The sequence below is a fragment of the Streptomyces sp. NPDC049597 genome, assembly GCF_040675505.1.
Taxonomy (GTDB): domain Bacteria; phylum Actinomycetota; class Actinomycetes; order Streptomycetales; family Streptomycetaceae; genus Streptomyces.
The window spans coordinates 216,416-238,566 of the sequence record NZ_JBFAOY010000004.1 but is presented as its reverse complement, the minus strand read 5'-3'; the positions used below and the strand labels follow the sequence as shown (position 1 = coordinate 238,566).

The 22,151-nt window shown below is 70.3% G+C and carries 19 protein-coding genes; 16 read left to right on the top strand and 3 right to left on the bottom strand.

The features are described 5' to 3' along the window. Positions 1 to 12: 12 nt before the first annotated feature. The gene (locus AB0K02_RS07855) at positions 13 to 906 is read left to right on the top strand and encodes an NAD(P)-binding domain-containing protein (RefSeq protein ID WP_365991444.1); all 894 of its coding nucleotides are present in this window, start codon (positions 13 to 15) and stop codon (positions 904 to 906) included. Between the two features lie 129 nt (positions 907 to 1,035). On the opposite strand, the gene AB0K02_RS07850 is transcribed toward AB0K02_RS07855, so the two are convergent. Further along, complete coding sequence (locus AB0K02_RS07850; protein ID WP_365991443.1) at positions 1,036 to 2,550, bottom strand: hypothetical protein; 1,515 nt, start codon at positions 2,548 to 2,550, stop codon at positions 1,036 to 1,038. Positions 2,551 to 2,701: 151 nt separating this feature from the next. Here AB0K02_RS07850 and AB0K02_RS07845 point away from each other — a divergent pair, with 151 nt between their 5' ends. Further along, positions 2,702 to 3,493, top strand: a complete 792-nt coding sequence (locus AB0K02_RS07845) for a class I SAM-dependent methyltransferase (RefSeq protein WP_365991442.1) — start codon at positions 2,702 to 2,704, stop codon at positions 3,491 to 3,493. 178 nt (positions 3,494 to 3,671) lie between these two features. Here AB0K02_RS07845 and AB0K02_RS07840 read toward each other — a convergent pair whose 3' ends face one another. Then, positions 3,672 to 4,451: a C40 family peptidase gene (locus tag AB0K02_RS07840; RefSeq protein ID WP_365991441.1), complete on the bottom strand. Its 780-nt coding sequence runs from the start codon at positions 4,449 to 4,451 to the stop codon at positions 3,672 to 3,674. A gap of 693 nt (positions 4,452 to 5,144) precedes the next feature. On the opposite strand from AB0K02_RS07840, the gene AB0K02_RS07835 reads away from it, so the two are divergent. The 14 genes from AB0K02_RS07835 to nuoN all read left to right on the top strand — a co-directional run bounded on the left by AB0K02_RS07835 (position 5,145) and on the right by nuoN (position 21,409). Further along, on the top strand, positions 5,145 to 5,504 hold the full coding sequence (locus AB0K02_RS07835) for an NADH-quinone oxidoreductase subunit A (protein WP_003974383.1): 360 nt from the start codon (positions 5,145 to 5,147) through the stop codon (positions 5,502 to 5,504). Positions 5,505 to 5,523: 19 nt separating this feature from the next. Then, positions 5,524 to 6,078, top strand: coding sequence for an NADH-quinone oxidoreductase subunit B family protein (locus AB0K02_RS07830; RefSeq protein ID WP_177148523.1), 555 nt, complete (start codon positions 5,524 to 5,526; stop codon positions 6,076 to 6,078). After that, complete coding sequence (locus AB0K02_RS07825) at positions 6,075 to 6,803, top strand: NADH-quinone oxidoreductase subunit C (protein WP_365991440.1); 729 nt, start codon at positions 6,075 to 6,077, stop codon at positions 6,801 to 6,803. The genes AB0K02_RS07830 and AB0K02_RS07825 overlap by 4 nt, the downstream gene beginning before the upstream one ends. Then, positions 6,800 to 8,152: an NADH-quinone oxidoreductase subunit D gene (locus AB0K02_RS07820; protein WP_365991439.1), complete on the top strand. Its 1,353-nt coding sequence runs from the start codon at positions 6,800 to 6,802 to the stop codon at positions 8,150 to 8,152. The genes AB0K02_RS07825 and AB0K02_RS07820 overlap by 4 nt, the downstream gene beginning before the upstream one ends. Then, positions 8,149 to 8,985, top strand: coding sequence for an NADH-quinone oxidoreductase subunit NuoE (nuoE, locus tag AB0K02_RS07815; RefSeq protein ID WP_365991438.1), 837 nt, complete (start codon positions 8,149 to 8,151; stop codon positions 8,983 to 8,985). Before AB0K02_RS07820 ends, nuoE begins: the two co-directional genes overlap by 4 nt. Beyond that, the gene (nuoF, locus tag AB0K02_RS07810) at positions 8,985 to 10,364 is read left to right on the top strand and encodes an NADH-quinone oxidoreductase subunit NuoF (protein ID WP_365991437.1); all 1,380 of its coding nucleotides are present in this window, start codon (positions 8,985 to 8,987) and stop codon (positions 10,362 to 10,364) included. Before nuoE ends, nuoF begins: the two co-directional genes overlap by 1 nt. A 61-nt stretch (positions 10,365 to 10,425) precedes the next feature. Next, a complete protein-coding gene (locus AB0K02_RS07805; RefSeq protein ID WP_365991436.1) occupies positions 10,426 to 12,933 on the top strand; it encodes an NADH-quinone oxidoreductase subunit G in 2,508 nt (835 codons plus the stop codon). A 115-nt stretch (positions 12,934 to 13,048) separates the two neighbouring features. Beyond that, positions 13,049 to 14,449, top strand: coding sequence for an NADH-quinone oxidoreductase subunit NuoH (gene nuoH, locus AB0K02_RS07800; protein WP_365991435.1), 1,401 nt, complete (start codon positions 13,049 to 13,051; stop codon positions 14,447 to 14,449). Beyond that, on the top strand, positions 14,412 to 15,074 hold the full coding sequence (gene nuoI / locus AB0K02_RS07795; protein WP_365991434.1) for an NADH-quinone oxidoreductase subunit NuoI: 663 nt from the start codon (positions 14,412 to 14,414) through the stop codon (positions 15,072 to 15,074). Before nuoH ends, nuoI begins: the two co-directional genes overlap by 38 nt. After that, complete coding sequence (locus tag AB0K02_RS07790; protein ID WP_365991433.1) at positions 15,071 to 15,907, top strand: NADH-quinone oxidoreductase subunit J; 837 nt, start codon at positions 15,071 to 15,073, stop codon at positions 15,905 to 15,907. The genes nuoI and AB0K02_RS07790 overlap by 4 nt, the downstream gene beginning before the upstream one ends. Next, on the top strand, positions 15,904 to 16,203 hold the full coding sequence (gene nuoK, locus AB0K02_RS07785; RefSeq protein WP_073753348.1) for an NADH-quinone oxidoreductase subunit NuoK: 300 nt from the start codon (positions 15,904 to 15,906) through the stop codon (positions 16,201 to 16,203). Before AB0K02_RS07790 ends, nuoK begins: the two co-directional genes overlap by 4 nt. A gap of 15 nt (positions 16,204 to 16,218) precedes the next feature. Then, positions 16,219 to 18,162 (top strand): NADH-quinone oxidoreductase subunit L, encoded by a 1,944-nt coding sequence (gene nuoL, locus AB0K02_RS07780; RefSeq protein WP_365991432.1) that lies wholly within the window; start codon positions 16,219 to 16,221, stop codon positions 18,160 to 18,162. Positions 18,163 to 18,167: 5 nt separating this feature from the next. Beyond that, positions 18,168 to 19,757 carry an NADH-quinone oxidoreductase subunit M gene (locus AB0K02_RS07775; protein ID WP_365991431.1) on the top strand — a complete coding sequence of 530 codons (1,590 nt, stop codon included), beginning with the start codon at positions 18,168 to 18,170 and terminating at the stop codon, positions 19,755 to 19,757. Then, on the top strand, positions 19,754 to 21,409 hold the full coding sequence (gene nuoN / locus AB0K02_RS07770; RefSeq protein ID WP_365991430.1) for an NADH-quinone oxidoreductase subunit NuoN: 1,656 nt from the start codon (positions 19,754 to 19,756) through the stop codon (positions 21,407 to 21,409). The genes AB0K02_RS07775 and nuoN overlap by 4 nt, the downstream gene beginning before the upstream one ends. An 87-nt stretch (positions 21,410 to 21,496) precedes the next feature. On the opposite strand, the gene AB0K02_RS07765 is transcribed toward nuoN, so the two are convergent. Next, positions 21,497 to 22,105 (bottom strand): Uma2 family endonuclease, encoded by a 609-nt coding sequence (locus tag AB0K02_RS07765; RefSeq protein WP_365991515.1) that lies wholly within the window; start codon positions 22,103 to 22,105, stop codon positions 21,497 to 21,499. Between the last annotated feature and the right edge of the window lie 46 nt (positions 22,106 to 22,151).

Genomic DNA, 22,151 nt, shown 5'->3' with positions numbered 1-22,151 from the left:
GAGTACCTCTCTATGTCATCCGAAATCACCTCGCCTGCCGCCGGACTGCCCGCGGTCTCCGTCATCGGCCTCGGCCAGATGGGTTCGGCGCTCGCCGGGGCGTTCCTCACGGCCGGCCACCGAACGACGGTCTGGAACCGCACCCAGGCCAAGGCGGACGCTCTGGTGCGGCGGGGTGCGGCGCGGGCGGACTCGGTCGCCGCGGCGATCGAGGCGAGCGAGCTCGTCGTGGTCTGCGTCCTCGACCACGTGGCCGTACGCGAACTGCTCGACCCCGAAGCCGGGTTGCTGGTGGGGCACACCCTCGTCAACATGACCTCGGGCTCGCCCGAGCAGGCCCGGGAGAATGCGGCCTGGGCCGCCCGGCACGGCTTCGCCTACCTGGACGGCGGCATCATGACCACGCCGCCGGGCGTCGGTCACCCGGCGAGCATGATCCTTTGCAGTGGCTCGCCCGCAGCGTTCGCCGAGCACCGCGGGACGCTGGCGGCGCTCGGCGACCCCGTCGGCCTCGGCGAGGACGCCGGACTCGCCTCGCTGTACGACACGGGCCTGCTCGGCCTCATGTGGTCCGTGTTCGCGGGCTGGCTGCACGCCACGGCGCTCGTCGGCGCGGACGGCGTACCGGCGCGGGCGTTCACGCCGCTGGCGATCCGCTGGCTGACGACGGTCGGCGGCTTCATGGACACGTACGCACCCCAGATCGACGCCGGCCGTTGTCCCGGGGACGACGCCACGGTCGACGTCCAGCTGGCCGCGGTGAACCACCTGCTGGAGGCGTCCCGCGACCGGGGGATCGACACGCGCCTGCCGGAGCTGCACCGGGAGCTGATGGCGAAGACGATCGCGGCCGGGCACGGTCAGGACAGCTATGCGCGAGTGATCGAGCAGTTCCGCGGGGCGTGAGTCGGGTCGACGCCTCCCGGTCGGCTGCTTCGCCTCGTCACCTGTCGGCAGGACCGACATCCCGGCGAACGCCGGGCGACGGGGGCGCAGTACGGAGCGTGGCGTCTGGCGGGACGCTGAAGGCACAGCTCAACGGCCCGCGCCCGACACATGCACCCGCAGGCCCGTCCGGCTGCCCAGGTCGGGCAGCGGATGGGCGGGCCACCCGCGGGCGTACGCCGGGGGGCTCTCCCCGTCCGCGACCACGACGGCGACCGGCCGCCGGCGCGTCGCGGCCGCGAGTTCCTCCGGCGTGATGCTCTCGTCGTGGCCCCAGGGCTGGCGGGAGGCACAGCCGGCGCGGAACGCGATGCGGATGGCCTCCGCGCCGCTGACCACGCAGGGCGGGCGCACCCCCAGGGCACGCAGTTCGGCGACGACGCGCTCGAGATCGGCGGTGCTGCGCCGCACCCGGTCCGCCGCGCTGTCGGCCACCCGGAACTGGATCGCCAGATGCCCCGCCACGACCGCCGCGACGATCCCGGCGGCGATCCACCGCCCGCGCGGCCGGGGCCGGCACGCCCGGACGAGGCCGTACGCGACGGGCAGGGCGAGCAGCGCGTACACGGGCAGCAGGAAGCGCGGTGCCGCGTAGCCGACGGTGAACAGGTAGGGAACGGCCAGCGCGGCACCGACGACCGTCGCCACCACCAGGGGAGTGCGGTGGCGGCGGCCGCGCACGGCGGCCCGTACACCGGCCGCCACGAGCAGCGGCAGCACGAAGAACCACAGGGCGGTCACGGGGTGCCGCCAGGGCACGTCGCACGGGCGGCACAGCATTCGGCCGTTGAGGGCGCGTACGTGATCGTCGACGGAGAAGTACCAGCCCAGCCGGCCCTGGATCTCGCTGGCCCGGTCCAGCCGGGCGGTGAGGCCCCCGTACGAGAGGTACGCCTCGACGATCCACTCGGCGCAGCCGACGACCAAGCCCGCCGCGAGCAGGACCAGCAGCAGCGGCCACCGCCAGGCCCGCATCACCACGGCCGCGACCGCGAGCGGCAGCGCGAGCCACACCGCGTCCGTGGGCCGCATCAGCGCGGCGAACGCCACCCCCGCCGCCATGCCGGCGGGCGCCCACCGGTCGCCCGGGCTCCGCGCGGCCCGCAGGAAGAAGCCGACCGCGGCGAGCGCCCCGTAGGCGACCCACAGGTTGGGCATCGCCTGCGAGGCGTAGAACATCGTGATCCACAGCCCGGCGAAGAGCACGCCCGCGACGCCGAGGACGGGAGCGGGCAGCAGCCGGCGCCACACCCACAGCGCGAGGAACAGGCCGCAGCCCGCCAGCACGGCCATGTAGACGCGCAGCGCCATGACGGAGGTGGTCAGCGCCGTGACGGGGGCGACGAGGAAGGTGATGCCCCGGGCGCGCGGCGCGCTGAAGAACGCCGCCGGCGCCTGCGGGCTCACCTGACTGACGTACACCGACTCGTCCCAGCCGAGCCCGAGCCCCGGGGCGATCAGCGCCAGGTGGACGAGCGCGAAGGCGGCGGAGACGCCCGCGAGCCACGGCAGGGGGTTCCCGGCGGCCGTGCCGGCGCGCGGTCGTGGCAGCACCGCGCCCGCGGCACCGGTCAGCGCCTCGTTGATCACGCCTGTTTCCCGCATGGCGCCAGGCTGCCGCCGGGTGCGGCCGGCCGCCCGGACCCGCGCGGCAGTCGGACCAATGCGCGCTCCGAACGAGTGAGCCCATGCCGGTCGTCGCGTCCGCTGGTTAGCATCCGGAAAGGGGCAGCCCACGGATGGCACGGAGGCCGTCATGCAGCAAGGACCCGCATCCCGTCTGTCGGTGAACCGCTCACGGCTCGGCCACAAGGTGCGGTACGCCCTGCGCCACCCCCGCCGCGTCGTGCCCCATCTGCGCCGGGCCGGGCGGGACGCGTGGCTGCGGCTGCGCCACCGCGGCGGCCACGTCGCGTACTACCGGGCGGTGATGGCGTCCGACACCGCGAGGAGCCCGGAGGCGGCGGTCGGCGGCGGGCCCTCGCACGACCGCTGGCTCGCCATCGGGCAGATGCAGTTCGACTACCTGCGCGAGCACGGGCTGCGGCCGCAGGACCGGATGCTGGAGATCGGCTGCGGAAACCTGCGGGCGGGCCGGCTGTTCATCGACCATCTGGAGCCCGGCCACTACTACGGGATCGACATCTCGCCCGACATCCTCATCGAGGCCAAGAAGACACTCGTCCGCTACGGGCTCCAGCACAAGCTGCCGTACCTGACGCCCGTCGAGGATCTGACCCTGGACTTCCTTCCCGACGACGCGTTCACGGTCGTGCACGCGCACAGCGTCTTCTCGCACTCGCCGCTGGAGATCATCGACGAATGTCTCGCGCATGTCGGACGGATCCTCGCGCCCGGCGGCTTCTTCGACTTCACCTACGACCGCACCGAGACGCGCGAGCACCAGGTGCTGGGCGAGGACTTCTACTACCGGACGGAGACCCTGGTACGCCTGGCCGCGCGCCACGGCCTGGCCGCCCGTTTCATGGACGACTGGGAGCGCCTGCCGCACGGCCAGTCGAAGCTCCGCGTCACGCACGCGGCGTGAGGGGCGCGGGGAGGACGCCGGGTCGCGGCAGCGGGGGGCACGGGGCTGACCGGGGGCCACGTCGCCGGGGAGCTGCGAGCGGCGCCGGGCGGCCGGGCCCGAACCGCCGGGGGCCGGGTACGACGAAGGCCGCCGCTCCCGTTCCGGAGCGGCGGCCCGTCGAAGACGTCGACAGCCCTCAGAGCACGCGGACCGCGCCGCTCGCGGGGTAGCCGGACAGGTCCTGGATCACGACGCCCTTGCTCGGGTTCGCGGCGTCGAGGTACTGGCCGTTCCCGATGTACACACCCGTGTGGTACGCCGAGCCCGCGCCGCCCCAGTAGAGGATGTCGCCGACCTGGAGGTCGGAGGTGCCGACCTGGGTGCCGGCGACCGACTGGTCCTGCGAGACGCGCGGCAGCTCGATGCCGACCTGGCGGTACGCGGCCTGGACCAGGCTGGAGCAGTCCCATGCGTTGGGACCGGTGGCGCCCATGATGTACGCGTCGCCGAGCTGCGCCTTGAGGAAGGCGACGACGGTGGCGGCGGAGCCGCTCGCGGGGGCGGACAGCGTGGTGCGCTCGGCGCTGCGGGAGGCGCGCGCCTTCGCCTCGGCCTCGGCGCGGGCCTTGGCCTCCGCCTTGGCCTTCGCCTCGGCCTCGCGCTCCGCCTCGGCCTTCGCCTTCTGGGCCTTCTTGGCCGCCTCCTCGGCGGCGGCGTCCTCCAGCGCCTGCAGTTCGAGGTCGAGCGCGACCTGCTGCGTGGCCTCGGCCGACCGCGCGACCGCGGCGGAGAGGTCGGCGGAGGTGAGGACGGGCATCTCGATGGTCTGGGTCACCGGCTCGGCGTTCGCCGGCCCGGCGGCTCCGGCCACCGCGATGGTGCTGAGGAAGCCACCGGCAACTCCGGTCCGGATCGCGACTTTCGACGCTCCGCGGCGGGGCTTCCGGTGGCTGGGTATGTGAGCGGTGTGGGACATGAGTACAACCGCTATCAGGGCCCGCCGGTTCCCTTCAAGAAACGTGGGTTGCGCCACAGTTACGAACGGAACCTCTGAATCCGCCTCGCACGGACCTTTATTGACGCCGTAACGGGCAAACCGGGCATGCGTGATCACGGCTGTGATCATGGGCTTTCTGTAAAAGGTCCGAATTGCCGTCGGCCTATCACCGTCTTGCCCGGATGGCCAAGCCCTGCTTTTGTTGAAGTCTTGAGCGAGTGGCGCAGGTCACAGAACGGTCAATGTGCGGGCCCCGTGGAGGCTCGTGAACGCGTGCACGCGTCCACCGTCGTCCACTCCGTCCCACGGTCGAGTGAGCGGATGTCCTCTATCACCCATTGCGGTCCATCGCCAATTTGCCTGCATGGGCCATCACTTGATAGAGCGCCACGTCTTTGACCAGCGACAACCGCACCGGATGTCACGTCTGGTGATCACTCGGGAGCTTCATGTATGAAGATCACCGCTCACCCTCGTTCATGATCGTTCGTCGGGTGGTGGAGATCACAAACGGGATGCCCGACCCCGTGTCGCAGATCACAGACCGACAGGCATAGGATGCGGAGCAGTCGGGCTTGTGAACTGCCTCACATGTGCACGATCTTCGCGAGGCGGCGAGGCGATGGCCCGGTGCGGTCCAACGGTCAAGGACGACTGGAAGGAGCGAGGAGGGTGAATGCTTACGCGCCCATCCTTGTGCTCGGCGCCCTCGGGGCAGGGTTTGCGATCTTCTCCGTGGTCATGGCCACGCTTATCGGCCCAAAGCGGTACAACCGGGCGAAGCTTGAAGCGTACGAGTGCGGCATCGAGCCGACGCCGACGCCGGCCGGTGGCGGCCGCTTTCCGATCAAGTACTACCTGACGGCGATGCTCTTCATCATTTTCGATATCGAGATCGTCTTCCTCTATCCCTGGGCCGTCACCTTCGACGCGCTGGGGATCTTCGGGCTCGTGGAGATGCTGCTCTTCGTGCTCACCGTCTTCGTCGCCTACGCGTACGTGTGGCGGCGCGGCGGCCTGGAATGGGACTGAGGGGCGAAGGGGCACTCCTATGGGACTCGAAGAGAAGCTGCCGAGCGGCTTTCTGCTGACCACCGTCGAACAGGCCGCGGGCTGGGTGCGCAAGTCGTCCGTGTTCCCGGCGACCTTCGGCCTGGCGTGCTGTGCCATCGAGATGATGACGACGGGCGCCGGGCGGTACGACCTGGCCCGGTTCGGCATGGAGGTCTTCCGCGGCTCGCCGCGTCAGGCCGACCTGATGATCGTGGCCGGCCGGGTGAGCCAGAAGATGGCGCCCGTCCTGCGCCAGGTCTACGACCAGATGCCCAGCCCCAAGTGGGTGATCTCCATGGGTGTTTGCGCCTCATCGGGCGGAATGTTCAACAATTACGCGATTGTGCAGGGTGTTGATCACATTGTCCCTGTCGACATCTATTTGCCCGGCTGCCCGCCGCGCCCGGAGATGCTGATGGACGCGATCCTCAAGCTCCATCAGAAGATCCAGAGCTCCAAGCTCGGCGTGAACGCGGAGGAAGCGGCCCGCGAGGCGGAGGAAGCGGCCCTGAAGGCGCTCCCGACGATCGAGATGAAGGGGCTGCTGCGGTGACGGACCAGCCGAACCCGGAGAAGGAGCTCTCCGGGCAGAACCTTCCCGGGCAGCGCGGTGAGCACGGCGAGGAGATCCGCGTCCAGCGCGGCATGTTCGGGGCCAATAACGGAGGGGATACGTCCGGTTACGGTGGGCTCGTACGCTCCGTACGGCTCCCGGGACCGGCCGCCCGCCCCTACGGGGGGTACTTCGACGAGGTCGCCGACGAACTCGAAGGCGCTCTGGAGGAGCAGGGCCTCCTCCCGGAGAACGCCATCGAGAAGACGGTCGTCGACCGCGGCGAACTCACCTTCCACATCGCGCGCGAGCACCTGGTCCAGGTGGCGAGGACCCTGCGCGACGACCCGGCGCTGCGCTTCGAGCTGTGCACCGGCGTGAGCGGGGTGCACTACCTGCATGACAAGGGCCGCGAACTGCACGCCGTCTACCACCTGCGTTCGCTCACCCACGGCCGGCTGATCCGGCTGGAGGTCGCGGCGCCGGACAGCGACCCGCACGTCCCGTCGCTGGTCCCGGTCTACCCGACCAACGACTGGCACGAGCGCGAGACGTACGACTTCTTCGGGCTCGTCTTCGACGGCCACCCCGCCCTCACCCGGATCATGATGCCGGACGACTGGCAGGGCTTCCCGCAGCGCAAGGACTATCCGCTCGGCGGCATCGCCGTCGAGTACAAGGGCGCCCAGATCCCGGCTCCGGACCAGCGGAGGTCGTACTCATGAGCACGTCGCACGCATCCGCATCCGACGCAGCCGCCTCGGCCGCTTCGGCGCGCGAGACCACGGAAGGCACCGTCTACACGGTCACCGGCGGCGACTGGGACGAGATCGTCCAGTCCGCCGCCAAGGCCGACGACCAGCGCATCGTGGTCAACATGGGTCCGCAGCACCCCTCCACGCACGGCGTCCTGCGCCTGATCCTGGAGATCGACGGCGAGACGGTGACCGAGGCCCGCTGCGGCATCGGCTACCTGCACACCGGTATCGAGAAGAACCTCGAGTACCGGACGTGGACGCAGGGCACCACGTTCGTCACGCGCATGGATTACCTGACGCCGTTCTTCAACGAGACGGCGTACTGCCTCGGTGTGGAGCGGCTGCTCGGCATCGAGGACCGGATCCCCGACCGGGCGACGATCATCCGCGTGCTGCTGATGGAGCTCAACCGGCTCTCCTCGCACCTGGTGTGCATCGCCACCGGCGGCATGGAGCTCGGCGCCACGACGATCATGATCTACGGCTTCCGCGACCGCGAAATGATCCTCGACATCTACGAGCTGATCACCGGCCTGCGCATGAACCACGCGTACATCAGGCCCGGCGGGCTCGCCCAGGACCTGCCGCCCGGCGCGGTGGACCAGATGCGCGAGTTCGTGAAGACGATGAAGAGGAACCTGCCGGAGTACGACAAGCTCGCCACCGGCAACCCGATCTTCAAGGCCCGTATGCAGGACATCGGGTACCTCGATCTCACGGGCTGCATGGCGCTCGGCGCCACCGGACCGATCCTGCGCTCCGCGGGTCTCGCCCACGACCTGCGCAAGACCGACCCGTACTGCGGCTACGAGACGTACGACTTCGACGTGCCGACCGCCGACACCTGCGACGCCTACGGCCGCTTCCTCATCCGCCTCGAGGAGATGCGCCAGTCGCTGCGGATCGTCGAGCAGTGCCTGGACCGCCTCGAGCCGGGGCCGGTCATGGTCGCCGACAAGAAGATCGCCTGGCCCGCGCAGCTCGCCCTGGGCCCTGACGGACTCGGCAACTCCCTCGACCACATCAAGAACATCATGGGCACCTCCATGGAGGCCCTGATCCACCACTTCAAGCTGGTGACCGAAGGCTTCCGCGTACCGGCCGGGCAGGCGTACGCCGCCGTCGAGTCGCCCAAGGGCGAACTCGGCGTCCATGTCGTCTCCGACGGCGGCACCCGTCCCTTCCGGGTCCACTTCCGCGACCCCTCCTTCACCAACCTGCAGGCCATGGCGGCCATGTGCGAAGGCGGCCAGGTCGCCGACGTCATCGTCGCCGTCGCGTCCATCGACCCCGTGATGGGAGGCGTCGACCGATGACGGACGTATCGCTGGGCATGCCGCAACTGCCCGCGCCCGACTACCCGGCCGATGTGCGCGCCCGGCTCGAGGCGGACGCGAAAGAGGTCATCGCCCGCTACCCGGACTCGCGCTCCGCGCTGCTCCCGCTGCTGCACCTCGTGCAGTCGGAGGAGGGCCATGTGACCCGTACGGGCATGCGGTTCTGCGCGGACATGCTCGGGCTCACCACCGCGGAGGTCACCGCGGTCGCCACCTTCTACACCATGTACCGGCGCAAGCCGTCGGGCGACTACCAGGTGGGCGTCTGCACCAACACCCTGTGCGCGGTGATGGGCGGCGACGCGATCTTCGAGGAGCTCAAGGAGCACCTCGGCGTCGGCAACAACGAGACGACCGAGGACGGCAAGGTCACCCTCGAGCACATCGAGTGCAACGCCGCCTGCGACTTCGCGCCCGTCGTGATGGTCAACTGGGAGTTCTTCGACAACCAGACGCCGCAGTCGGCGAAGCAGCTCGTCGACGACCTGCGGGCGGGCCGCGAGGTCACCCCCACCCGCGGCGCGCCCCTGTGCACCTACAAGGAGACCGCCCGCATCCTGGCCGGCTTCCCCGACGAGCGTCCCGGCGCGGTCGAGGCGGGCGGTGGCGCCGGACCCGCGTCCCTGATCGGGCTCCGCCTGGCCAAGGGCGAGGCCGCCCCGGCCACGCGCGTGGTCCACCCGCGCGGCGAGGCGCCCCAGGAGCGGCCGCAGCCGGGCGCCGAGCACCTCAGCTCTCATGATGCGCCGCAGCAGACATCGGCGTCCGACCCGGAGCACCCGGCCGGACCTGTCAGCGAGGAGGGGGAGTGATGACCGTGTCCACCGAATACGGGGGCAGCTCCCGGCCCGAGACCGGCGGCGAGGCCAGCCCGGAGAAGCTGCTGGCCCCGGTGCTCTCCGCCTTCTGGGACGAGCCGGAGTCCTGGACCCTCGCGACCTACCGCAGCCATGAGGGCTACGAGGGCCTGCGCAAGGCGCTGGAGATGTCGCCCGACGACCTCATCGCCTACGTCAAGGACTCGGGCCTGCGCGGCCGCGGCGGCGCCGGCTTCCCCACCGGGATGAAGTGGCAGTTCATCCCGCAGGGCGACGGAAAGCCCCACTACCTCGTGGTCAACGCCGACGAGTCGGAGCCGGGCACCTGCAAGGACATCCCGCTCCTCTTCGCCAACCCGCACTCCCTGATCGAAGGCATCGTGATCGCCTGCTACGCGATCCGGTCCAACCACGCCTTCATCTACCTGCGCGGCGAAGTCGTCCCCGTGCTGCGGCGGCTGCACGAGGCCGTCCGCGAGGCGTACGAAGCGGGCTTCCTCGGCAAGGACATCCTGGGCAGCGGGCTCGACCTCGAGGTCACCGTGCACGCGGGCGCCGGCGCGTACATCTGCGGTGAGGAGACCGCGCTGCTGGACTCCCTGGAAGGCCGCCGCGGCCAGCCCCGGCTCAGGCCCCCCTTCCCCGCGGTCGCCGGTCTGTACGCGTGCCCCACTGTGGTGAACAACGTCGAGTCCATCGCGTCCGTTCCCGCCATCCTGAACAAGGGCAAGGACTGGTTCAGGTCGATGGGCAGCGAGAAGTCCCCGGGCTTCACGCTGTACTCCCTCAGCGGCCATGTCGCGAGCCCCGGCCAGTACGAGGCCCCGCTCGGCATCACGCTGCGCCAGCTGCTCGACATGAGCGGCGGCATGCGGCCGGGCCACCGGCTCAAGTTCTGGACGCCGGGCGGCTCCTCGACCCCGATGTTCACCGACGAGCACCTCGACGTCCCGCTGGACTACGAGGGTGTGGGCGCGGCCGGGTCGATGCTCGGCACCAAGGCGCTCCAGTGCTTCGACGAGACCACCTGTGTGGTGCGGGCCGTGACCCGGTGGACCGAGTTCTACGCCCACGAGTCGTGCGGCAAGTGCACACCGTGCCGCGAAGGAACCTACTGGCTCGTCCAGTTGCTCCGCGACATCGAGGCCGGCAAGGGCGTCATGAGCGACCTCGACAAGCTGAACGACATCGCCGACAACATCAACGGCAAGTCGTTCTGCGCGCTCGGCGACGGTGCCGCATCGCCGATCTTCTCCTCGCTCAAGTACTTCCGCGACGAGTACGAGCAGCACATCACGGGCCGGGGCTGCCCCTTCGACCCCGCCAGGTCCACGGCCTGGGCCGACCGACACATCACGGAGGTGTCCGCATGAGTCCGGCGCACGCGCCCGGCACCGGCCGCGGCTTCCACTCGTCTCACCCGGAGGTGGACGCATGACCGTCACCACGTCCTCCGCCTCCGCCGGCGGAGCGGCTGCCCAGCCGCCGCAGGACCTCGTCTCGCTGACCATCGACGGCGTCGAGCTCTCCGTCCCCAAGGGGACGCTGGTGATCCGCGCCGCCGAACTCCTCGGCATCGAGATCCCGCGCTTTTGCGACCACCCGCTCCTCGACCCCGCCGGCGCCTGCCGCCAGTGCATCGTCGAGGTGGAGGGCCAGCGCAAGCCGATGGCCTCCTGCACCATCACCTGCACCGACGGCATGGTCGTCAGGACGCAGCTCACCTCGCCCGTCGCCGAGAAGGCGCAGAAGGGCGTGATGGAGCTGCTGCTGATCAACCACCCGCTGGACTGCCCGGTCTGCGACAAGGGCGGCGAGTGCCCCCTGCAGAACCAGGCGGTCTCGCACGGGCAGGCGGAGTCCCGCTTCGAGGGGCGCAAGCGCACCTACGAGAAGCCGGTGCCCATCTCGGCACAGGTGCTCCTCGACCGCGAGCGCTGCGTGCTGTGCGCGCGCTGCACCCGCTTCTCCAACCAGGTCGCGGGCGACCCGATGATCGAGCTGATCGAGCGGGGCGCGCTCCAGCAGGTGGGCACCGGCGAGGGCGATCCGTTCGAGTCGTACTTCTCCGGCAACACCATCCAGATCTGCCCGGTGGGCGCGCTCACCTCGGCCGCGTACCGGTTCCGCTCCCGCCCCTTCGACCTGGTCTCCTCGCCGAGCGTGTGCGAGCACTGTGCGGGCGGCTGCGCCACCCGCACCGACCACCGGCGCGGCAAGGTCATGCGCCGTCTGGCCGCCGAGGACCCGGAGGTCAACGAGGAGTGGCTGTGCGACAAGGGGCGGTTCGCCTTCCGCTACGCCCAGCAGCGCGACCGCCTCACCACCCCGCTGGTGCGCAGCAAGGACACCGGTGAGCTGGAGCCGGCGAGCTGGCCGGAGGCGCTGGAGGCGGCGGCGGAGGGGCTGCGTGCCGCACGCGGCCGGGTCGGCGTGCTCACCGGCGGCCGGCTGACCGTCGAGGACTCCTACGCGTACGCCAAGTTCGCGCGGGTCGCCCTGGACACCAACGACATCGACTTCCGCGTGCGTGTCCACTCCGCCGAGGAGGCCGACTTCCTCGCGGCAGCGGTCGCCGGACAGGGCCGGGACCTGTCCGGCACCGGAGTCACCTACACCTCGCTGGAGAAGGCGCCGGCGGTCCTGCTCGCCGGGTTCGAGTCGGAGGAAGAGGCGCCCGGCGTCTTCCTGCGGCTGCGCAAGGCCCACCGCAAGCACGGCCAGCGCACGTTCTCCCTGGCCACCCACGTCACCCGGGGCCTGGCCAAGGCGGGCGGCACGCTGCTGCCGGCCGCGCCCGGCACCGAGACCGAGTGGCTGAACGCCCTCGCCTCCGGCACCGGCCTGGACGAGGACGGCGCGAAGGCGGCCGAGGCGCTGCGCGCCGAGGGCGCGGTGATCGTGGTGGGCGAGCGGCTCGCGGCCGTGCCCGGCGGTCTCACCGCCGCCCTGCGCACGGCGACCGCCACCGGTGCCCGCCTGGTGTGGATCCCGCGCCGGGCCGGTGAGCGGGGCGCGGTCGAGGCGGGCGCGCTGCCGTCGCTGCTGCCGGGCGGCCGCCCGGCCACCGACCCGCGGGCCCGCGAGGAGACCGCCGAGGTCTGGCGCGTACGCGAACTCCCGCACCGCTACGGCCGGGACACCGGCCAGATCGTCGAGGCCGCGGCCACGGGCGAACTGGCCGCGCTGGTCGTCGCCGGTGTCGAGGTGGCCGACCTGCCCGACGTGGCCCGCGCGCGGGAGGCGCTCGACGCCGTCGGCTTCCTGGTCTCGCTGGAGCTGCGGCCCAGCGAGGTCACCGACCGGGCGGACGTCGTCTTCCCGGTCGCGGCCGTCGCCGAGAAGCCCGGCACCTTCCTCAACTGGGAGGGCAGGGTGCGGATGTTCGAGGCGGCGCTCAAGCCCGAGCAGATGACCCGGCCCCTCCCGCCGGCCGACGCGCGGGTGCTGCACATGCTCGCGGACGCGCTCGACGTCCCCTTCGGCCTGCCGGACCTCAAGTCCGTACGCGCCGAGATGGACCGGCTCGGCCGCTGGGACGGTCCCCGCGCCGGCGAACCCGCCGAGTCGGCGAGCCCGCTGCCGCGGCCGGGCGAGGGCGAGGCCGTCCTGGCCGGTCACCGGCTCCTGCTCGACCAGGGCCTGCTCCAGCAGGGCGACGAGGCGCTGGCCGCGACCCGGCACGCCGCCGTGGCCCGGCTGTCGGCTGCGACCGCGGCCGAGACCGGGGTCGAGGACGGCGACGAACTGCAGGTCTCGGGCCCGGCCGGGTCCGTGCGGCTGCCGCTCCTGGTCAGCGAGATGCCCGACCGCGTGGTGTGGCTGCCGATGAACTCGGCCGGCGGCGGCGTGACGGCGGACACCGGTGCCCGTCCGGGCGAACTGGTCCGCATCGCGGCCGTGACGGGTGCCGCCGAGACGACACCGGAGGTGCGCTCATGACCGCCCGAGTCACCCCCCGGCCGGCGCCTGGCGGCACCGTACGGCCGTCCGGGCCCCTGACCCTCGCCGGCCTGCCGGGCGCAGCCCCGGCCACCCCCGCAACGGAGGTGCACGCATGACCACGCTGGCCCATGTCGCCGAGGCACAGCGCAGCGTCCTGGCTCTCGAGGACCTGTCGATGTTCGGGCGCGACCCCTGGTGGCTCGTCGTCATCAAGGCCGTGTTCTGCTTCGCCTTCCTGATGGTGACGGTGCTCTTCTCCATCGTGTGGGAGCGCAAGGTCGTCGCCTGGATGCAGCTGCGCATCGGCCCCAACCGGCACGGCCCCTGGGGTCTGCTCCAGTCGCTCGCCGACGGCGTCAAGCTGATGCTCAAGGAAGACGTGATCGTCAAGCGCGCGGACAAGGTGGTCTACATCCTTGCCCCGATCGTCGCCGCGATCCCGGCCTTCATGGCGATCGCCGTGATCCCGTTCGGTCCGGCCGGCAACGAGATCTCGATCCTCGGCCACCGCACCACGATGCAGCTGACCGACCTGCCGATCGCGATGCTCTACATCCTCGCGGTCGCCTCGGTCGGCATCTACGGCATCGTGCTCGCGGGCTGGTCGTCCGGCTCGACGTACCCGCTGCTCGGCGGACTGCGCTCGTGCGCGCAGATGATCTCGTACGAGATCGCGATGGGCGCGGCGTTCGCCTCCGTCTTCCTCTACTCCGGGTCGATGTCGACGTCGGCGATCGTGGAGGCGCAGGCCGACCGCTGGTACATCCTGCTGCTGCCGGTCTCCTTCATCATCTACGTCGTCACGATGGTCGGTGAGACCAACCGGGCGCCGTTCGACATGCCGGAGTCCGAGGGTGACCTCGTCGGCGGCTTCAACACCGAGTACAGCTCCATCAAGTTCGCGATGTTCATGCTGGCCGAGTACGTCAACATGGTCACCGTCTCGGCCGTGTCGGTCACCCTGTTCCTGGGCGGCTGGCGGGCGCCGTACCCGATCTCCGCCTTCTGGGAGGGCGCGAACCACGGCTGGTGGCCGATGCTCTGGTTCGTCCTCAAGGTCCAGCTGCTGCTGTTCTTCTTCATCTGGCTGCGCGGCACGCTGCCCCGGGTGCGCTACGACCAGCTGATGAAGCTCGGCTGGAAGGTGCTGATCCCGGTCTCCGTCGTCTGGCTGATGCTGGTCGCGACCGTGCGGGCGCTGCGGAACGAGAACTACGACTTCCAGCAGATCGTGCTGTACGTCGCGGGTGCCGTCATCGCCGTACTGCTCCTGTCCTTCGTCGCCGACGTCTTCCGCGGCAAGAAGGAGAAGGAGGCCGAGGCCGCGAAGCCGGTGCCGCACGGCCCGTTCGACCCGATGGCGGGCGGATTCCCCGTACCGCCGCTGCCCGGCCAGGAGTTGCCGCCGGTGCCGCGCAGGCGCCCGCGCCGCGACCGCGAACTGATCGTCAGCGGCGGATCGCAAACCGACAGTGATGGTCCTCGGGACGGAAAGGAGGCTGACGGTGTCTGAGGGATCCGAGAGCACGTTCCAGAACCCGGTCGCCGGCTTCGGCGTGACCTTCAAGGCCATGTTCAAGAAGCGGCTGACCGAGCAGTATCCGGAGCAGCAGAAGGTCACGGCGCCGCGCTTCCACGGCCGGCACCAGCTCAACCGCCATCCGGACGGGCTGGAGAAGTGCGTCGGGTGCGAGCTGTGCGCCTGGGCCTGTCCGGCCGACGCCATCTATGTGGAGGGCGCGGACAACACCGACGAGGAGCGCTACTCCCCGGGTGAGCGCTACGGCCGCGTCTACCAGATCAACTACGCCCGCTGCATCCTGTGCGGCCTGTGCATCGAGGCCTGCCCGACGCGCGCGCTGACCATGACGAACGAGTTCGAACTGGCCGACAGCAGCCGGGAGAACCTCATCTACACCAAGGAGCAGCTGCTCGCCGGTCTGGACGAGGGCATGGTCGACACGCCGCACGCCATCTACCCCGGCATGGACGAGCAGGACTACTACCGGGGGCTGGTCACCGAGGCCGCTCCCGGCACGGTCCGGCAGGTCGCCCACTCCAAGGGCGAGCAGGTGCAGGAGGCCGAGTCCACCTTCGGTGAGAACGAGCCCGCGTCGAAGAAGGTGATCGGCGCATGAACACGCTCGCCGCCGCCGCGTCGACCCCGGAGGCCGTCCAGTTCTGGGTGCTCGGCCCGATCGCCGTCATCGGGGCGCTCTGCACGATCCTGATGAAGCGGGCCGTCCACAGCGCCCTGTGCCTGGCCGGCACCATGATCATCCTGGCGGTGTTCTACCTGGCCAACGGCGCCTACTTCCTGGGCGTCGTCCAGATCGTCGTCTACACCGGCGCGATCATGATGCTGTTCCTCTTCGTCGTCATGCTGGTCGGCGTCACCGCCGCCGACTCGCTGAAGGAGACGCTGAAGGGCCAGCGCTGGTGGGCCGCCGCCTGCGGGCTCGGCTTCGGCATCCTGCTGATCGCCGGTATCAGCCATGCCTCGTTGAAGAACTTCAACGGGCTCGGCGTCGCCAACACCGCGAACGGCGGCAACGTCGAGGGCCTCGCCCGCCTGCTCTTCACCAAGTACGTCTTCGCCTTCGAGATCACCGGCGCCCTGCTGATCACGGCCGCGGTCGGCGCGATGGTGCTCACGCACCGCGAGCGCACCGAGCGGGCCAGGACCCAGCGGGAGCTGTCCGAGCAGCGCGTACGCGAAGGCAAGCACCTGCCGCCGCTCCCCGCGCCCGGTGTCTACGCCCGGCACAACGCCGTGGACATCGCCGGTCTGCTCCCCGACGGCACCCCGTCCGAGCTCACGGTCAGCAAGACGCTGCGTGAGCGCGGGCAGATCCGCGATGTGTCGAAGGAAGCGCTGGGCGAACTCAAGGCGCTCGAGCAGCGCTCCGAGGAGCGCCTCGGACGCGACCGGGACGAGCACGACCGGGACGGACAGGAGGCCACGCGGTGAATCCGGTCAACTACCTGTATCTCGCTGCCCTGTTGTTCACCATCGGTGCGGCCGGCGTGCTGATCCGGCGGAACGCGATCGTGGTCTTCATGTGCGTGGAGCTGATGCTCAACGCGTGCAACCTCACGCTCGTCGCGTTCTCCCGGATGCACGGCAATCTCGACGGCCAGATCATCGCGTTCTTCACGATGGTGGTCGCCGCCGCGGAGGTCGTGGTCGGACTCGCGATCATCGTGTCGCTGTTCCGTTCCCGCCACTCGGCCTCGGTCGACGACGCCAGCCTGATGAAGCTGTAAGGGGACGGACGAATCGTGGAGAACCTGATTGCGCTGCTCGTCGCGGCGCCCCTGCTCGGAGCGGCGGTGCTGCTCTGCGGCGGCCGCCGGCTCGACCGCACCGGCCACTGGCTGGGCACCCTGCTCGCGGCCGCTTCCTTCGTCATCGGCGCCGTGCTCTTCGCCGACATGCTCGGCAAGGGCGCGGAGGAACGCGCCCTGCACAGCACGCTGTTCAGCTGGATCCCCGTCGAGGGGTTCCAGGCGGACGTCGCCTTCCGGCTCGACCAGCTGTCGATGACGTTCGTCCTGCTGATCACGGGCGTCGGCACGCTGATCCACCTCTACTCCGTCGGCTACATGGAGCACGACGAGCGGCGCCGCCGCTTCTTCGGTTACCTCAACCTGTTCCTCGCGGCCATGCTGCTGCTGGTGCTCGCCGACAACTACCTGCTGCTGTACGTCGGCTGGGAGGGCGTCGGCCTCGCCTCGTACCTGCTCATCGGCTTCTGGCAGCACAAGCCCAGCGCCGCCACCGCGGCGAAGAAGGCCTTCCTGGTCAACCGCGTCGGCGACATGGGCCTGTCGATCGCGATCATGCTGATGTTCACCACCTTCGGGACCTTCGCCTTCGGGCCGGTGCTGGAGTCCACGGGGGAGACGAGCGAGGGCATGCTGACGGCCATCGGCCTGATGCTGCTGCTCGCCGCGTGCGGCAAGTCGGCCCAGGTGCCGCTCCAGTCCTGGCTCGGGGACGCGATGGAGGGCCCGACCCCGGTCTCGGCCCTGATCCACGCGGCCACCATGGTCACCGCCGGCGTCTACCTGATCGTCCGCTCCGGCGCGATCTTCAACGCCGCGCCGGACGCCCAGCTGGCGGTCGTCGTCGTCGGCGCGGTCACGCTCCTCTTCGGTGCGATCGTCGGTTGCGCCAAGGACGACATCAAGAAGGCGCTGGCCGGCTCGACCATGTCGCAGATCGGCTACATGATCCTTGCGGCCGGTCTCGGCCCCATCGGATACGCCTTCGCGATCATGCACCTGGTGACGCACGGCTTCTTCAAGGCCGGGCTGTTCCTCGGCGCGGGCTCGGTCATGCACGGCATGAACGACGAGGTCGACATGCGCAAGTACGGGGGCCTGCGCACGTACATGCCGGTCACGTTCGTCACCTTCGGCCTCGGCTACCTCGCGATCATCGGCTTCCCGGGCCTGTCCGGCTTCTGGTCCAAGGACAAGATCATCGAGGCGGCCTTCGCGTACGACGACGGCATCCGCGGCTGGATCTTCGGCGGCGTGGCCCTGCTGGGCGCCGGCATCACCGCGTTCTACATGACCCGCGTGATGATCATGACGTTCTTCGGCGAGAAGCGCTGGCAGCCCGCGCCCGACCCGGACACGGCGCCCAGCGTCGAGCCCGGCATCGAGGTGCAGCCCGGGGAGATGCCGCACCCGCACGAGTCGCCCAAGTCGATGACGATCCCGATGATCGTGCTCGCCTTCGGGTCGGTCTTCGCGGGCGGTCTCTTCAGCCTGAACGAGTCCTTCGTCCACTGGCTGGAGCCGGTCACGCAGTTCGAGCACCCGCACCCGGTCATCGCCGTCCCGGCGATCACGGCCTCGACGATCGTCGTCCTGCTGCTCGGCGCGGGGCTCGCGTACCTGATGTACGGGCGGCGTCCGGTGCCGGTCACGGCGCCGCGCGGCTCGCTGCTCACCCGCGCCGCCCGCCGCGACCTGCTCCAGGACGACTTCAACCACGTGGTCCTGGTCCGCGGCGGCGAGCACCTCACGCGCTCGCTGGTCTACGTCGACCACACCCTGGTCGACGGAGTGGTCAACGGCACGGCGGCCACGTTCGGCGGGCTCTCCGGCCGGCTGCGCAAGCTGCAGAACGGCTACGCCCGCAGCTACGCGGTCTCGATGTTCGGCGGTACGGCGATCCTGATCGCCGCGACCCTGCTGATGAGGGCGGTCTGATCGGTATGTCCGAAGTAGTGAACGCAGGCTTTCCTCTGCTGACGGCAACGGCCGTGCTCCCGGCGGTCGGTGCCATCGCCACCGCGGCCGTGCCCGCCGCGCGCCGGACGGTCGCCAAGTGGCTGGCCCTGCTGGTCTCGCTGGGGACGCTGGTGCTCGCCGCGATCGTGCTCGTACGGTTCGAGCCGGGCGGCGACCGGTACCAGCTCGCCGAATCCCACGCCTGGATCAAGGACTTCGGGGTGCGGTACGAGCTGGGTGTCGACGGCATCGGGGTCGCGCTCATCGCGCTGACCGCCCTGCTGATCCCGTTCGTGATCCTCGCCGGCTGGAACGACGCCGACCCGCAGGAGACCGGCAGCAAGCGGTGGCGGCCCACCCAGGGCTTCTTCGCGCTGATCCTGATGGTCGAGGCGATGGTGATCCTCTCCTTCGAGGCCACCGACGTCTTCCTCTTCTACATCCTGTTCGAAGCCATGCTCATCCCGATGTACTTCCTCATCGGCGGCTTCGGCGACCGCGCCCATGCGGGCACGGACGAGAACGCGGCGGCCCAGCGGTCGTACGCGGCGGTGAAGTTCCTGCTGTACAACCTGGTCGGCGGTCTGATCATGCTGGCCGCCGTCATCGGTCTGTACGTCGTCGCGGGCAGCTTCTCGCTCTCCGAGATCGCCGAGGCCAGGGCGAGCGGCCAACTGGAGATGGCGGCCACCACCGAGCGGCTGCTGTTCCTCGGCTTCTTCTTCGCCTTCGCGGTCAAGGCCCCGCTGTGGCCGCTGCACACCTGGCTGCCGAACGCGATGGGCGAGGCGACCGCCCCGGTCGCCGTGCTGATCACGGCGGTCGTCGACAAGGTCGGCACCTTCGCGATGCTGCGCTTCTGCCTCCAGCTCTTCCCGGAGGCCTCGAAGTGGGCGACGCCGGTCGTCATCACGCTGGCGCTGATCAGCATCGTCTACGGCGCCCTGCTCGCGGTGGGGCAGCGGGACATCAAGCGTCTGGTCGCGTACGCGTCGATCTCCCACTTCGGCTTCATCATCCTGGGCATCTTCGCGATGACCAGCCAGGGCCAGTCGGGCGCGACGCTGTACATGGTCAACCACGGCATCTCGACCGCCGCGCTGATGCTGGTCGCCGGCTTCCTGATCTCGCGGCGCGGCTCGCGGCTCATCGCCGACTACGGCGGTGTGCAGAAGGTCGCCCCGGTGCTCGCCGGCACGTTCCTGATCGGCGGCCTCGCGACCCTCTCGCTGCCCGGACTCGCGCCGTTCGTCAGCGAGTTCCTGGTCCTGGTCGGCACGTTCGCCGCCTATCCGGTGGCCGGGATCATCGCGACCTCCGGCATCGTCCTCGCCGCGCTCTACACCCTCGTGCTCTACCAGCGCACGATGACCGGCCCGGTGAAGGCGGAGGTCAGCGCGATGCCCGACCTCAAGGCACGTGAACTGGCGGTGGTCGCACCGCTGATCGCGCTGCTGCTCTTCCTCGGCGTGTTCCCGAAGCCGCTGACGGACATCGTCAACCCGGCCGTGGAGCACACGATGTCCGACGTACAGAAGCAGGACCCCCGGCCCGATGTGGAGGCGGCCAAGTGAGCGCTACAGCTGTCCACAGCCTGTGGACGACGGCCGCGGAGGTCGAGCCCCTCGGCAAGATCCCCGCGCCCCACATCGAGTACGCCCAGCTGGCACCCGTGCTGATCGTCGTCGGCGCGGCCGTGCTGGGGGTGCTCGTGGAGGCACTCGTCCCGCGCAGGGCCCGGTACCACACCCAGGTCTTCCTGACCGTCGTCGCACTCGCGGCCTCCTTCGCCGCGGTCGTGGGGCTCGCAGCCGGCGGGTACGGCACCACCAAGGCGCAGATCGCCGCCATGGGCGCGATCGCGGTCGACGGGCCGGCGCTGTTCCTGCAGGGCACGATCCTGCTGGCCTCGCTGGTCGCCGTCTTCACGTTCGCCGAGCGCCGCCTCGACCCGGCGGCGCACGGCAAGCGCGTCGACTCGTTCGCGGCAGAGGCCGCCGCGGTCCCGGGCGGCGAGCACGAGAAGGCCGCGGTGAAGGCGGGGTTCACCACCACCGAGGTGTTCCCGATCGTCCTGTTCGCGATCACCGGCATGCTGGTCTTCCCGGCCGCCAACGACCTGCTGACGCTGTTCATCGCGCTGGAGGTCTTCTCGCTGCCGCTGTACCTCCTGTGCGCGCTGGCCCGCCGCAAGCGGCTCATGTCGCAGGAAGCGGCCGTGAAGTACTTCCTGCTGGGCGCGTTCTCCTCCGCGTTCCTGCTCTTCGGCATCGCGCTCCTCTACGGTTACGCGGGCTCGGTGTCGTACGCGCGGATCGCCGAGGTCGTCGACGGCAGCATCCGCACCATCGACCCGGCGCTCGCCGACACGATGGGCAACGACGCGCTGCTGCTGATCGGCGGCGCGATGATCCTCATGGGCCTGCTGTTCAAGGTCGGCGCGGTGCCGTTCCACATGTGGACGCCCGACGTCTACCAGGGCGCGCCGACCCCGGTGACCGGCTTCATGGCCGCGGCCACCAAGGTCGCCGCCTTCGGCGCGCTCCTGCGGCTGCTGTACGTGGTGCTGCCGGGCCTGACCTGGGACTGGCGTCCGGTCATGTGGGCGGTCGCCATCGTCACGATGCTCGGCGGCGCGATCGTCGCGATCACCCAGACCGACATCAAGCGGCTCCTGGCGTACTCGTCGATCGCCCACGCCGGCTTCATCCTCGCCGGTGTGATCGCCACGACGCCCGAGGGCATCTCGTCCGTCCTCTTCTACCTGCTCGCGTACTCCTTCGTGACGATCGGCGCGTTCGCGGTCGTCACCCTGGTCCGCGACGCGGGCGGCGAGGCGACGCACCTGTCCAAGTGGGCGGGTCTCGGGCGGCGTTCGCCGCTCGTGGCGGCGGTCTTCGCGGTGTTCCTGCTCGCCTTCGCCGGCATCCCGCTGACGTCCGGCTTCGCCGGCAAGTTCGCGGTGTTCAAGGCGGCGGCGGAGGGCGGCGCGGGAGCGCTGGTCGTGGTGGGCGTGATCTCGTCGGCGATCGCGGCGTTCTTCTACATCCGGGTCATCGTGCTCATGTTCTTCAGCGAGCCGAAGCCGGAGGGCCCGACGGTGGCCGTGCCGTCCCCGTTGACGATCACGACGATCGGCGTCGGCGTGGCGGTCACGCTGGCGCTGGGCCTCGCGCCGCAGTACTTCCTGGATCTGGCCGGTCAGGCGAGCGTGTTCGTGCGGTAGCCCGCCGCCGCGCGGTGGACACCGCGCGGACGACGAAGGTCCGGCGCCTCCTCGGGGGAGGGGCCGGACCTTCGTCCTGGGCGGCACTCACTCCGGGCGTGGCCGGGAGCGCTTCGCGGTGATCGCGGTCAGGTCCAGGTCGACGGGGAACGGGACGTCCGCTTTGAGCCGGTCGCGGAAGATCCCGGTGGGGGTGTAGCGGCCGGTGTTCGGCTCCAGCTCGAAGACGTAGACGACGGCACGGCCGTTGTCGTTCTCCACGCGCCAGTAGGCGGGAATGCCCGCGCGTGCGTACTTCAGCGGCTTGGTCTCCCGGTCCCGGGACACCGACTCCTCCGAGACGACCTCGATGGCGAGCCGCACGGTCTCCGCCGGGAACCGGGTCTGCCCCGGGTCCTGGATCACGTGCTCGGGCACGACGATCACATCGGGCTCCGGGCGGTTCTGCCGGTCGACGTCGATGGTGAACTCGCGGACCACCTCGAAGGCATCGGGCGCCAGCGACTGCAGCTGCCACTCGAAGAAGCTCACCGCGCGCGAGTGGAAAAGCGTCTGCGGACTCACGAAGACGAGGCTCCCGTCGATCAGCTCCGTGTGCGGAGGCAGGTTGGGAAGCCTGTCCAGGTCGTCGGCGATCCAGCCGCCCACGGGCGGGACCGGCCAGTCGGCCTTCCTTGCCGTCGGTTCCACGCTCATCAGTGCTCCCATGGGACGGAGTCTCGCGGGTCTGTCCAGCGTATCG